The organism is Marinobacter sp. (assembly GCF_041690615.1).
In the GTDB taxonomy this organism is placed as follows: domain Bacteria; phylum Pseudomonadota; class Gammaproteobacteria; order Pseudomonadales; family Oleiphilaceae; genus Marinobacter.
In genome coordinates, this window is sequence record NZ_JAWLGY010000014.1 from 89915 (window position 1) to 101988 (window position 12074).

Annotated in this window: 13 protein-coding genes; 4 read left to right on the forward strand and 9 right to left on the reverse strand. The window is 61.5% G+C overall.

The features are described from left to right. Window positions 1–125: 125 nt before the first annotated feature. Entirely contained in the window at window positions 126–1055 is a 930-nt protein-coding gene (locus ACESMZ_RS11470; protein ID WP_372958651.1) for a LysR family transcriptional regulator, read from the forward strand. Here the strand turns inward: ACESMZ_RS11470 and ACESMZ_RS11475 are convergent. Beyond that, window positions 1052–1774 (reverse strand): DUF2057 family protein, encoded by a 723-nt coding sequence (locus ACESMZ_RS11475; RefSeq protein ID WP_372958652.1) that lies wholly within the window; start codon window positions 1772–1774, stop codon window positions 1052–1054. The genes ACESMZ_RS11470 and ACESMZ_RS11475 overlap by 4 nt on opposite strands. Window positions 1775–2061: 287 nt before the next feature. Between ACESMZ_RS11475 and ACESMZ_RS11480 the strand changes: the two genes are divergently transcribed. After that, a complete protein-coding gene (locus ACESMZ_RS11480) occupies window positions 2062–2277 on the forward strand; it encodes a DUF6316 family protein (RefSeq protein ID WP_372958653.1) in 216 nt (71 codons plus the stop codon). Between the two features lie 141 nt (window positions 2278–2418). On the opposite strand, the gene ACESMZ_RS11485 is transcribed toward ACESMZ_RS11480, so the two are convergent. From ACESMZ_RS11485 to glyA, 8 genes are all read right to left on the reverse strand, one after another. Further along, window positions 2419–2943: a phosphatidylglycerophosphatase A gene (locus ACESMZ_RS11485; protein ID WP_372972633.1), complete on the reverse strand. Its 525-nt coding sequence runs from the start codon at window positions 2941–2943 to the stop codon at window positions 2419–2421. A 12-nt stretch (window positions 2944–2955) separates the two neighbouring features. Continuing rightward, window positions 2956–3903, reverse strand: coding sequence for a thiamine-phosphate kinase (gene thiL, locus ACESMZ_RS11490; RefSeq protein ID WP_372972634.1), 948 nt, complete (start codon window positions 3901–3903; stop codon window positions 2956–2958). 9 nt (window positions 3904–3912) lie between these two features. Next, window positions 3913–4398, reverse strand: a complete 486-nt coding sequence (nusB, locus tag ACESMZ_RS11495; RefSeq protein ID WP_372958656.1) for a transcription antitermination factor NusB — start codon at window positions 4396–4398, stop codon at window positions 3913–3915. After that, window positions 4398–4874: a 6,7-dimethyl-8-ribityllumazine synthase gene (ribE, locus tag ACESMZ_RS11500; RefSeq protein WP_372958657.1), complete on the reverse strand. Its 477-nt coding sequence runs from the start codon at window positions 4872–4874 to the stop codon at window positions 4398–4400. Before ribE ends, nusB begins: the two co-directional genes overlap by 1 nt. A 59-nt stretch (window positions 4875–4933) precedes the next feature. Continuing rightward, window positions 4934–6052 carry a bifunctional 3,4-dihydroxy-2-butanone-4-phosphate synthase/GTP cyclohydrolase II gene (gene ribBA / locus ACESMZ_RS11505; protein WP_372972635.1) on the reverse strand — a complete coding sequence of 373 codons (1119 nt, stop codon included), beginning with the start codon at window positions 6050–6052 and terminating at the stop codon, window positions 4934–4936. A 69-nt stretch (window positions 6053–6121) separates the two neighbouring features. Beyond that, window positions 6122–7267: a bifunctional diaminohydroxyphosphoribosylaminopyrimidine deaminase/5-amino-6-(5-phosphoribosylamino)uracil reductase RibD gene (ribD, locus tag ACESMZ_RS11510; RefSeq protein WP_372958659.1), complete on the reverse strand. Its 1146-nt coding sequence runs from the start codon at window positions 7265–7267 to the stop codon at window positions 6122–6124. Then, window positions 7264–7776 (reverse strand): transcriptional regulator NrdR, encoded by a 513-nt coding sequence (nrdR, locus tag ACESMZ_RS11515; RefSeq protein WP_372958660.1) that lies wholly within the window; start codon window positions 7774–7776, stop codon window positions 7264–7266. The genes ribD and nrdR overlap by 4 nt, the downstream gene beginning before the upstream one ends. A 66-nt stretch (window positions 7777–7842) precedes the next feature. Beyond that, window positions 7843–9099, reverse strand: a complete 1257-nt coding sequence (glyA, locus tag ACESMZ_RS11520; RefSeq protein WP_372958661.1) for a serine hydroxymethyltransferase — start codon at window positions 9097–9099, stop codon at window positions 7843–7845. A gap of 480 nt (window positions 9100–9579) precedes the next feature. Between glyA and ettA the strand changes: the two genes are divergently transcribed. Continuing rightward, window positions 9580–11241 carry an energy-dependent translational throttle protein EttA gene (gene ettA / locus ACESMZ_RS11525; protein WP_372958668.1) on the forward strand — a complete coding sequence of 554 codons (1662 nt, stop codon included), beginning with the start codon at window positions 9580–9582 and terminating at the stop codon, window positions 11239–11241. Then, the coding region (gene radA / locus ACESMZ_RS11530) for a DNA repair protein RadA (RefSeq protein WP_372972636.1) at window positions 11241–12074 on the forward strand (834 nt) is incomplete at its 3' end. The genes ettA and radA, both read left to right, overlap by 1 nt.

The following is a 12074-nucleotide window of genomic DNA, read 5'->3' on the forward strand; positions in this document are numbered from 1 at the left end:
GGCGCCTGTCGAAGGGCCACAGATTCCGTAGCAAAAAAGATACTTATCAACAGAAGACAGCTTAGCCATCGCCCTGCTACGCTCCAAGCAAGCAATTCTGGCCATCACCTTCAGATAATTCGATCATGCATACAGCCATTACCATCGACGCCCTGAAAGTCCTCGACGCCATTGACCGCAAGGGCAGCTTTGCCGGCGCGGCCGGTGAGTTGTTCCGTGTGCCTTCCGCCATCAGTTACACCGTCCAGAAGCTGGAGGAAGATCTCGACGTTGAAATATTTGATCGCAGCGGCCATCGCGCCACTCTGACGCCGGCGGGGCGTTACTTACTGAACGAGGGGCGGGCGTTGCTGGAGGCTACCGAGGCCCTGGCCCATACGACGCGTCAGGTGGCCCAGGGCTGGGAGACGCGGCTGCGGATCGGGTTCAACTCCCTGCTGCCGGCGCAGGCGCTGTTTCCGGCCATCCGGGAGTTTTACGATCTGGGGCTGCCGGTGGAAGTACAGCTGGTGGAAGAGGTGTTTGCCGGCACCTGGGATGCCCTGCAGAGCCGCAGGATTGACCTGGCCATCGGTGCCGACCAGGTCAGCCGCCCCGCCGGCGCCTTTACCACCCGGAGCCTCGGGCGCGTGCCGTTCGTGTTCGCGGTTGCCGCCCACCATCCGCTGGCCAGCCGCCAAGGACCACTGACCGAGCAGGACATCGCCAGTTTCCCTGCCGCCGTCGCAGCGGACAGCTCAAGAAACCTGGCACCGGGCAGCGCCGGTATCTTCCGGCGTCAGCAGACCCTCACGGTGTCCAATATTGATCAGAAAATTGCTCTGCAGGAGGCAGGCCTGGGGGTGGGCTGGTTGCCATTACACCGCATCCACAGACAGTTGCAGGAGGGCTTGCTGGTAGCCTGTGATGTTGAGCTGCCCCGGGATCCGATCCCGGTGCACATTGCCCGCCGCAGCGATGAACAGGGCAAGGCCCTGGAATGGTTCTGGGAGAGGCTCAGCCAGCCCGGCGCTTACCAGGGCTGGCTGGATGCGGAGCAACCGCGGGAGGGTTAATCGAAGGCCCAGCGCAGGAACTCACGTTTCTCGTCGCCGCTGGCCCGTTCCCAGAGCATCTTGAGGGCTTCCAGGGTTTCCACGCGGGAGCCCGCCCCGCCCTGACCTTCCTGGTAAGCCGCCGCTCCCTGACCGTCCGGCGACTGGGACGACTGCGCCGGCACAGGGGTGACCACCTGGGCAGCGCCAGCGGTTTGTTGCTCCTGGGGATAGCCTTCAAAAGGCTGGGAGCGAGCCACTGTGCCGCCGCCCCCGGCAACCACCGCAACGCTGAAGTCGGCAGCGAAACGCTCGGCTTCCCGGCGATTGTTCACCTTCGGAATGTCAAAGCGATACTCTTCACCGGCACGTGCGTCGATGACCACCTGCTGGGGCTCTGTCTCTACCACATGAACCGCCGATTCACCGTCACGGACCACGCCGGTCTTGGCCCAGATGGTCTTGTGGGTAAACACAACGATGTTGCGCCCAGGCTGCAGTTCATAGTCAAGCGCCAGGTCTTCCAGCAGGAAGTTACCCACTTTCCGGCCATTCACTTCCTGGACCTTGATGGTCGAGGGTGCCTTCAGTACCGCTACCCCGCCGGCGGATGAACCGCCATCGTAGGTTTTGACCCGGGACACCCCGGTACTGCTGCAGCCTGCAATCACCATAACGGCCAGCAGGACGATAAGCTGTTTCAGCCCGACGGGTGAAACCTTGTTCAGCCTTGCAAACATTCAGTCATTCTCCATGGGTGGCTTTCCGGCATGGGGCACTGGTCGCCTTCCCGGCCCCTGTCACTATCGATGCAGGCATTCTGACCACTGCTCCGGTCTTGCGCAAGTGGGTGATCCGTAACGGGACCGGGGGCGAATTGTAAAAAAGTGTTGAATTTGGCAGAAATTGGTTTAGTTTTATGCAATGCGCCTTCCAAAAGCTGTTTGCCATGGTTGTCGACGAACCAGGTCACGAACCGGGTAATTCCCTCGGCGCATTGCCAAACATGGGCAAGTAGTAGGAGGCAATGATGGATACCAACATCCGGGCTGGTGAAGCCGGTCCAACGCCGTTTCGTAGCAGCCGTTTTTTCTGCGTGGGGGGCAAGTGGTATTTCACCACCCGCGAAGGCTTCGACAGTGGCCCCTTTGCCACCCGGGAAAGGGCCGAAATCGGTCTGAAACGGTTCCTGCATGTGATCAATATGCTGCCCGCCGAATCCCGCGAATTCCGGGTTCACTAGTATCCCGTTTGGTTACTTCGCAAATCCACTGAGCCACTCAAAGCCTTCAAGGCAAGGCGCGCCGGGAGGTTTTGTCGGTTCCAGATCGGGTTCGGCTCAACGGGGCTTTCAAGGGTCTCGGTGGCGTCCGGAGGGCGCGATCTAGAGCAGGCCGGGCATCAGCCACAGCTCGGCCCCCCAGATAACCACCAGTGCCATCAGTGCGGCCAGCACGTCATCAATCATGATTCCCAGGCCGCCGGGCGCCCGTGAATCCACCCAACTGATTGGCCAGGGTTTCCACACATCAAACAGTCGAAACGCCACAAAACACAGCAACACGCCGTACCAGGTCTCCGGAAAAAATCCCAGCACGATCCACATACCCACAAACTCATCCCAGACGATTCCTCCGTGGTCATGCACCTTCAGCGACCGTGAAGTGTACCCGCACAGCCAGACGCCGAGAAGGAATGCCATCAGCACCACGCTCCAGTAGACCGGTTCCGGCAGCTGGGCGATGGGATACCACAAGAATATCGCCGCGAGACTTCCCCATGTACCCGGCGCTCTCGGTACGGCGCCGCTGCCAAAGCCAAAGGCGGCAAGGTGCACGGGATTGCGTAAAAAGCCGGGAGGCAGGATCAGAACCGGCTCCTGTTCCGGCTCCTGGTAATACTCGCTCATGACAGCGTCCGATTATTGGTATTTGAAGTGATCGTAGCCGGTGCCGGGTACCAGACTTTCTCGCGGTCCATCAGCATGTTGCAGGTAAAGACCTTCGGCACGGCAAATTTCCCCGATGACGTGAAGCTTGCTCGCGACATCCCAGGGTAACCGGGCCAGTTCCCCGGCAGGTAGTGTGACGCAAAGCTGATAATCGTCACCACCGTACAGCGCCTGTTCGAGGGTGGCTTCGGCAACGCCATGTTGCCGGGGTATCGCGGCAGCCTCCAGCCTGGCCCCCACACCGGAGGCCGCCAGGATGTGCCCCAGATCCGCCGCCAGGCCATCCGAGATATCAATGGCCGCCGAAACAACACCGCGAAGCTGCCGCCCCAAATCGACCTGTGGTATCGGGTGATGATAACAGTCGAGCAACGGCTTAGCCGACTCGGGCGGGTAAGGGGCATCCAGCCAGTCCAGGGCCGCGGCCGCTCCCCCCAGGGGGCCAGTCACTGCCACCAGGTCGCCTGGGCGAGCACCGCTTCGCAGAATTCCCTGCCCCTGCGGTACGGTTCCATGAACCTGCAGTGTCAGGGTCAGTGGCCCCCGGGTAATATCGCCTCCGGCCAGGGCAATGCCAAACGACAGGGATGCTTCCTGCAATCCGCTAACCAGGGCACCGACCCGGGCCTCATCGGCTTCCGGCAGCGTCAGGGCCAGGGTATAACAGACAGGGTCAGCGCCCATGGCCGCCAGATCGCTGACCGCCACGGCCAGAGCCCGCCAGCCCAGGAGTTCGGGATCGTATCGCAGGGGGAAATGGATACCCTCTACCAGGGTATCCACGGAGAAGACCAGGTCCTGCCCGGGGGGCACTCGCTGGATAGCACAGTCATCGCCGGGCCCGAGCAGAAGGCCGTCCTGCCGGGTGGCCTCAGCCAGGGGCCGGAACAGACGACGGATCAGCTCGAACTCACCCATAACAGGGCATCATCCCTGCCGGGAGCGGGTTTCGGCCAGGCGCAGGCGCTGGCTGAGCTTGTCCAGCAGGCTGTTGACGAACTTGTGTCCCTCGGTGCCACCAAATCGCTTGGCCAGCTCGATGCCCTCATTGATCACCACCCGGTAGGGTACATCAATGCGGCTTTTCAGTTCGTAGGTCCCCAGGCGGACAATCGCCAGCTCGATGGGATCCACCTCGTCCAGCGAGCGGTCCAGGAACGGCTCAATCAACCGGTCCAGTTCCGCCTGCTCCCGATGCACGCCACGAATCAGGTCTCGGAAATAGGCCGAATCCACCTTGCTCATGTCATTGTCCACCATGAACTCGGCTTCAATGTCGTTGATCGGGCTCTTGCTGAAATGCCTGTGGTACAGGGCCTGCAAGGCAAGTGCCCGGGCCCGGCGGCGGTCACCGGCCCGTGGCTGCCCGGAGGGCGCCGCGTCGGACGGGTTGGCAGTATCCTGTTCGCTCATCACTCACCCAGCTTGTTGAACAGGCTGACCATCTCCAGCGCGGTGATGGCCGCTTCGGCGCCCTTGTTGCCCGCCTTGGTGCCGGAGCGCTCAATGGCCTGCTCGATAGAGTCCACGGTCAGTACACCGAAGGTCACCGGCACGTCGGTTTCCAGGCTGACGGCACCGATACCACTGGAGGCCTCACCGGCCACATACTCAAAGTGCGGGGTGCCGCCACGAATAACCGCGCCCAGGGCGATGATCGCACTGTAGTCCCCGGTTTCAGCCACCCGCTTCACCGCCAGTGGCATTTCATAGGCACCCGGCACACGGACGATGGTAATGTCATCATCGGCGATGCCGTGACGGCGCAGGGTATCCACTGCACCTTCCACCAGGCTTTCCACCACAAAACCGTTGAACCGGCCTACAACCAGCGCATAGCGACCGCTGCACTGCCGGAAATCCCCTTCAATTACCTTGATATCTGCCATTCTCTGTCCCGTACCGGGGCCAGTGCCCCGCTGTCTGTTGATTCGTTTCCCGGGGACCTTCAGTCACCGGTATAGGGTACGTATTCCACCACTTCCAGGTCGAAGCCGGAAATGGCAGAGAACTTGATCGGCGCACTCAGCAGGCGCATCTGGCCAACGCCGCAATCCCGCAGGATCTGCGAACCGGTGCCAACGGTGAAATAGACGCCGGAGCTTCCCCCCTTGCCCGCCTTCGCAGGACCTTCCCCAAAGAACTCGTGGATACGGTCTTCCAGGTTGTAGCTGTCTTCGGCGCTGTTCAGCAGCACCACGACGCCCTTTCCTTCTTCCGCCACCTTCTCCATCGCGTGATGCAGCGGCCAGCTGTGGGAATCCTTACGGCGCGCGCCCAGCAGATCCCGGAGGGTGTCAGTGACATGCACCCGGACCAGGGTGGGCTCATCCGCCTTCACCTCACCCATCACCAGGGCCAGGTGTGTGGCCCCCTGGATGTTGTCCTTGTAGGTACGCAGACTGAAGACACCGTACTCGGTGTCCAGGTCATACTCTTCCACACACTCGATGGTGCGCTCGTTCATGGTGCGATAGTGGATCAGGTCGGCAATGGTACCGATCCTGAGCCCGTGTTGCTCCGCGAATTTCTCCAGGTCCTGGCGACGGGCCATGGAGCCGTCATCGTTCATGATCTCGCAGATCACGCCGGCGGGCTCGCAACCGGCCAGCGCTGCCAGGTCACAGGAGGCCTCGGTATGGCCGGCCCGACTGAGCACACCGCCCGGATCCGACATCAGCGGGAAGATATGCCCTGGCTGCACCAGGTCGGATGCCTTCGCATTACGGGCTACTGCAGCCTGCACGGTACGCGCCCGGTCCGCAGCGGAGATACCGGTGGTTACCCCCACCGCTGCCTCAATGGACAGGGTGAACTTGGTACCAAACCCGGAATGGTTGCTCTGAACCATCAGGGGCAGCCCCAGTTGCTCACAACGCTGCCGGGTCATGGGCATGCAGATCAGGCCACGGCCGAAACGGGCCATGAAGTTGATGGCTTCCGGCGTGCAGTGCTCCGCTGCCATGACCAGGTCGCCTTCGTTCTCCCGGTCCTCGTCATCCATCAGGATGACCATCTTGCCCTGACGAATATCCTCGATGATCTCTTCAACGCTGTTCAGTGCCATAGTCTTCCACAACCTCCCGGCGGGCCTGTCGGATCGCCGTGGTGTTAATGCATGGGCCTGCCGACAGATTCATTCAACGGCAGAGAGATTCGGCGCGAGCACCTTGGGCGTCAGTATCAGTCGGGTATCCACCCCGAACTGGCGACGATCGGTGACCAGCCATTCGATTTTTTCACACATGTCGCTAAAGGGCAGCCGCGCAGTGGGCCGTCCTTCACTGCCCAGGAAAATGGGCGCCTGGTAGAGCCAGAGCTCGTCCACCAGCCCTTCAACAATAAAGCCCCCGGCGAGGGTCGGACCCGCCTCCACGAGCAGTTCGTTAACGCCAAGCTCGCCCAGCCGGTCCAGCAACTGCCCCAGGTTAACGCCGCTGTCCTGCCAGCCTACGCCATTGAGGGTAACGCCAAGGGCGGAAAGGTCCTGGGCAGGGCCCGTGGACAGCGCTTCCTCTGAGCAGAACAGGTGTACATCACCACCCTGGAGGATCTTCGCTGTCGAGGGCGTGCGGGCGTCCCGGTCGGCGATCAAGCGCAGGGGCTGCCGCGACGGCTCGGTAGCCTGGCCGATATCCCCCAGCTCATTGCGCCGCACAGTCAGGGAGGGATCGTCCACCAGCACCGTGTTTACCCCGGTGAGTATGGCGTCACTCATAGCCCGCAAACGCTGAACATCACTGCGGGATTCCGGCCCGGTAATCCATTTGCTCTCGCCGGAAGCCATGGCGGTGCGACCATCCAGGCTGGAGGCAATCTTGATACGAACCCAGGGGCGTCCCGATCGCATGCGTTTGAGAAACCCCGGATTCAGCTTTGCCGCTTCTTCCCGCAGCACTCCTTCCTTGACCCGGATACCCGCATCCCGCAACTGCTGCAGTCCCCGACCGGAAACACTGGGATTGGGGTCCTCACTGGCCACCACCACCCGGGCCACGCCGGCGTCAATCAGCGCCCGGGAGCAGGGTGGCGTGCGACCGAAGTGACTGCAGGGTTCCAGGGTGACATAAGCGGTGGCGCCCCGGGCGTCGGGGCCAGCCTGGCTCAGGGCCCTGACCTCGGCATGGGCCTCACCGGCGCGCTCGTGCCAGCCTTCACCCAAAACCACATCACCACGGGCGATGACACACCCCACACGGGGGTTGGGATGGGTGGAATAACGACCGCGCCAGGCCAGCTGTATGGCCCGGGCCATCAGGGCTGTATCCTGAACGGGTGTCATGAGGAACCTTTCGATGTGTCCCGGTCAGCCAGTGCCCTGGCCACATCCGCCGGGTCGGCACCATCGGACAACCGCTCGATTTCCTCCTTGAACTCGTTTACGTCCTGGAAGCTCCGGTACACGGACGCAAACCTTACGTATGCCACCTTGTCCAGCTGGCGCAGCTCGGTCATAACCTCTTCACCCAGCTTCATGGACTTCACTTCCCGCTCGCCGGTGGCCCGCAGGCGATACTTGATGCGGTTCAGGGCCGCATCGATCTGCTCGATACTGACCGGGCGTTTTTCCAGGGCTTTCATCAAACCGGCACGCAGCTTTTCCTCGTCAAAAGGCTGACGAGTGCCGTCCTGCTTCACCACCCGGGGCATCACCAGCTCCGCGCTCTCGAAGGTGGTGAACCGTTCCCGGCAGGACAGGCACTCCCTGCGGCGACGCACCTGATCCCCCTCGGCCACCAGCCGGGAGTCGATCACCTTGGTATCGGCTTCACCACAGAAAGGACAATGCATAGTCGGACGCTCCGAAACAAACAGGCCGCCGGATCAACCAGCGGCCGTGGCAGGGACCTGCCGTTATTAACCGGCGTAGACCGGGAACCGGGCACACACCGCTTCAACCTGCTCACGAACCCGCGTGATGGTGGCTTCGTCTTCCAGGTTGTCGAGGATATCGCACATCCAGCCTGCCAGGTCCCTACACTCGCTTTCACCGAAGCCGCGGGTGGTCACCGCCGGGGTGCCGATCCGCAGGCCGGAAGTGACAAACGGCGAACGCGGGTCATTGGGCACTGCGTTCTTGTTAACAGTGATGTGGGCGCGACCCAGGGCGGCGTCCGCGTCCTTGCCGGTAATGTCCTGTTTGATCAGGCTGACCAGGAACAGGTGGTTCTTTGTGCCACCAGACACCACATCATAGCCGCGCTCGATGAAGACTTCGGCCATGGCGGAGGCATTCTTGACTACCTGCTGCTGATAGCTCTTGAACTCATCACTCATGGCTTCCTTGAAGCACACGGCCTTGGCGGCAATCACGTGCATCAGCGGACCGCCCTGGCCTCCCGGGAACACGGCCGAGTTCAGCTTCTTCTGCAGGCCTTCATCATCGCAGGCCAGGATCAGGCCACCACGGGGACCGCGCAGGGTCTTGTGGGTGGTGGTTGCCACCACGTGGGCGTGGGGAACCGGGTCCGGATAGACGCCGGCGGCTACCAGGCCGGCCACGTGGGCCATGTCCACAAACAGGTAGGCACCCACCTTGTCGGCGATCGCACGGAAACGGGCGAAGTCCAGCTCCTGGGAATAGGCGGAGAAGCCGGCAATGATCATCTTCGGCTTGTGCTCGACCGCCATCGCCTCGACCTCATCGTAATCGATCAGGCCGGTTTCGTTGTTGATGCCATACTGCACGGCGTTGTAGATCTTGCCGGAGAAGTTAACGGTAGCACCGTGGGTCAGGTGGCCGCCGTGGGCCAGGCTCATGCCCAGTACCGTGTCACCCGGCTTGAGCAGGGCCATGAATACGGCGGAGTTGGCCTGAGAACCGGAATGGGGCTGCACGTTGGCGTAGGCGGCGCCGAACAGCTCTTTGGCGCGGGCAATCGCCAGGTCCTCGGCGATATCAACAAACTCGCAGCCACCGTAGTAGCGCTTGCCGGGATAGCCTTCGGCATACTTGTTGGTCAGCACACTGCCCTGGGCTTCCATCACCCGCGGGCTGGTGTAGTTCTCGGACGCGATCAGCTCGATGTGCGCTTCCTGGCGCTGCTCTTCCGCCTGCATGGCGTTCCACAGTTCGTCATCGAAACCGGCGATTTTCATATCACGATTAAACATGGATGTGCTGCCCCTGTCTGTATGGCTGGCCCTGGAAGCACGTCCGCGCCCCCCCGGAACCCCTGAAAAATTGGGCCGCTATTCTATCCCGAAAGCGGGTGAAAAATCATCCTTTATACCGTCCGCAGATACCGGCACGCGGGCCTGTTCCGCTCTGCGTCAATTGCTATCCCCAATCGGTTTAGATACCTTACGGGGTTCTGATTTCAGGCAGGCAACTACCCGGTCTGCCCTAAAGAATTTTTTGCCACGGAATCCACGGAAGGACACGGAAAGAAAAGAACGAAAAGATTGTAGCCACGAAATCCACTAAACCCACGAAATAAAACGGGCGGGTCAAACAAAGTTTTATAGAGCCTCGGGCCTGCCGTTTCGTGGATTTAGTGGGTTTCGTGGCCAACAAGGCCTTCTTCTTTTTGGTTTTTCCGTGTTCTTCAGTGGATTCCGTGGCAATACCTGCATAAAGAGGACACAGCCAACATGGCCCAATACGTTTATACCATGAACCGCGTGGGCAAGGTGGTTCCGCCCAAGCGCGAGATTCTCAAAGACATTTCCCTGAGCTTCTTCCCGGGCGCCAAGATCGGCGTGCTGGGTCTGAACGGCGCAGGTAAGTCCACCCTGCTGCGTATTATGGCCGGCGTGGACCAGGATTACATCGGCGAAGCCCGTCCTCAGCCTGGCATCAAGGTGGGCTACCTGCCTCAGGAACCGGAGCTGGACGAAGAAAAAACCGTCAAGGAGATCGTGGACGAGTCCGTATCCCACGTGCATGAAGCCCTGGCCGAACTGGACAAGGTATACGCCGCCTATGCGGAGCCAGACGCGGATTTCGATGAGCTGGCCAAAAAGCAGGGTGAGCTTGAAGCCATTGTGCAGGCCACCGACGGCCACGACATCGAGCGCAAGATGGAAGTGGCAGCCGACGCCCTGCGTCTTCCAGCCTGGGACCAGAAGGTCAAGGTGCTCTCCGGTGGTGAGCGCCGCCGGGTAGCCCTGTGCCGACTGCTGCTCTCCGGCCCGGACATGCTGCTGCTGGACGAGCCCACAAACCACCTGGACGCGGAATCCGTGGCCTGGCTGGAGCGCTTCCTGCACGACTACGACGGCACCGTGGTAGCCATCACCCACGACCGCTACTTCCTCGACAACGTCGCCGGCTGGATCCTGGAACTGGACCGTGGCCACGGCATTCCGTTCGAAGGCAACTACAGCCAGTGGCTGGAGAATAAGGAAAAACGCCTGGAAATGGAGTCCAAGCAGGAGGCTTCCCACCAGAAGGCCATCAAGCAGGAGCTGGAATGGGTGCGCAGCAACGCCAAGGGCCGTCAGTCCAAGAGCAAAGCCCGCCTGGCCCGGTTCGAGGAGATGAGCTCCCAGGAGTTCCAGAAGCGCAACGAGACCAACGAGCTGTACATTCCGCCCGGTCCCCGCCTGGGCAACAAGGTCATCGAGGTCAACGGCATCAGCAAATCCTTCGGCGATCGCCTGCTATACGAGGACGTGTCCTTCAGCGTGCCGCCGGGAGCCATTGTGGGCATTATCGGTGGCAACGGTGCCGGTAAATCCACCCTGTTCAAGATGATTGGCGGTTACGACAAGCCCGATTCCGGTGAGATCGAGATTGGCGAAACCGTGGAACTGGCCTACGTGGACCAGATGCGGGACCTGGAAGGCAGCAACACTGTGTGGGAAGAGCTGTCCGACGGCCAGGACATCATCAAGGTAGGCAACTACGAGACCCCGTCGCGGGCGTATGTCGGTCGCTTCAACTTCAAGGGCACCGACCAGCAGAAGCGGGTTGGCGATCTGTCCGGTGGTGAGCGTAACCGCCTGCACCTGGCCAAGCTGCTGAAACAGGGCGGCAACGTGCTGCTGCTGGACGAACCCACAAACGACCTGGACGTGGAAACCCTGCGGGCCCTGGAAGAAGCCCTGCTGAACTTCCCCGGCTCCGCGCTGGTGATCTCCCACGACCGCTGGTTCCTGGACCGGGTGGCCACCCACATCCTGGCGTTCGAGGACGACGGCGATGTGGTGTACTTCGAAGGCAACTTCACCGAGTACGACGAAGACTTCAAGAAGCGCAAGGGGGACTCTGCCATGCAGCCCAAGCGCATGAAGTACAAGAAGCTGGCGTAATGGCCAAGGCGAAAACTGCCTTCGTCTGCACCGAGTGCGGTGCTGACTATTCCAAGTGGCAGGGCCAGTGTGGCGCCTGCCATGGCTGGAACACCATCAGCGAAGTTCGCGGCGTGGGCGGCAGCAGCAAGGGTGCCCGTGGTGCCCGCTTCGAAGGCTTCGCCGGCAGCCTGTCGGCGGTGCAAAGCCTGGATGAAGTCAGCCTCGCGGAACAGCCCCGCATCAGCACGGGTATGCAGGAGTTCGACCGGGTGCTGGGCGGCGGTCTGGTGGAGGGCTCTGCCGTGCTGATGGGCGGCCACCCCGGTGCCGGTAAAAGTACGTTGTTGCTGCAGGCGGTCTGCCACCTGGCGGAGAAGACGCCGGCACTGTATGTCACCGGCGAGGAATCCCTGCAACAGGTCGCCATGCGCGCCAAGCGCCTGGGAGTACCGACGAAAGACCTCAAAATGCTGTCGGAAACCAGCGTGGAACGGCTCCTGCAGGTGGCGGAAGCCGAGAAGCCGAAGATCCTGGTAGTGGACAGTATTCAGGTGATGCACGTGGCGGACATCGAATCTGCCCCCGGCTCCGTCTCACAGGTCCGGGAAAGCGCCGCTTACCTGACCCGCTTTGCCAAGCAGACCGGCACGATTCTGTTTCTGGTTGGCCACGTCACCAAGGATGGCAGCCTGGCCGGCCCCAAGGTGCTGGAGCATATGATCGACTGCTCCATCCTTCTGGAAGGCTCCAGTGACAGCCGCTACCGCACCCTGCGGGGCATCAAGAATCGCTTCGGCGCGGTCAACGAACTGGGCGTGTTTGCCATGCTGGAGCAGGGCCTGAAAGAGGTA

Bases quoted from the DNA above. Each gene is read 5' to 3' on its own strand.
- ACESMZ_RS11470 (WP_372958651.1), top strand. From the start codon at position 126: ATGCATACAGCCATTACCATCGACGCCCTGAAAGTCCTCGACGCCATT.
- ACESMZ_RS11475 (WP_372958652.1), bottom strand. From the start codon at position 1,774: ATGTTTGCAAGGCTGAACAAGGTTTCACCCGTCGGGCTGAAACAGCTT.
- ACESMZ_RS11480 (WP_372958653.1), top strand. From the start codon at position 2,062: ATGATGGATACCAACATCCGGGCTGGTGAAGCCGGTCCAACGCCGTTT.
- ACESMZ_RS11485 (WP_372972633.1), bottom strand. From the start codon at position 2,943: ATGAGCGAGTATTACCAGGAGCCGGAACAGGAGCCGGTTCTGATCCTG.
- thiL (WP_372972634.1), bottom strand. From the start codon at position 3,903: ATGGGTGAGTTCGAGCTGATCCGTCGTCTGTTCCGGCCCCTGGCTGAG.
- nusB (WP_372958656.1), bottom strand. From the start codon at position 4,398: ATGAGCGAACAGGATACTGCCAACCCGTCCGACGCGGCGCCCTCCGGG.
- ribE (WP_372958657.1), bottom strand. From the start codon at position 4,874: ATGGCAGATATCAAGGTAATTGAAGGGGATTTCCGGCAGTGCAGCGGT.
- ribBA (WP_372972635.1), bottom strand. From the start codon at position 6,052: ATGGCACTGAACAGCGTTGAAGAGATCATCGAGGATATTCGTCAGGGC.
- ribD (WP_372958659.1), bottom strand. From the start codon at position 7,267: ATGACACCCGTTCAGGATACAGCCCTGATGGCCCGGGCCATACAGCTG.
- nrdR (WP_372958660.1), bottom strand. From the start codon at position 7,776: ATGCATTGTCCTTTCTGTGGTGAAGCCGATACCAAGGTGATCGACTCC.
- glyA (WP_372958661.1), bottom strand. From the start codon at position 9,099: ATGTTTAATCGTGATATGAAAATCGCCGGTTTCGATGACGAACTGTGG.
- ettA (WP_372958668.1), top strand. From the start codon at position 9,580: ATGGCCCAATACGTTTATACCATGAACCGCGTGGGCAAGGTGGTTCCG.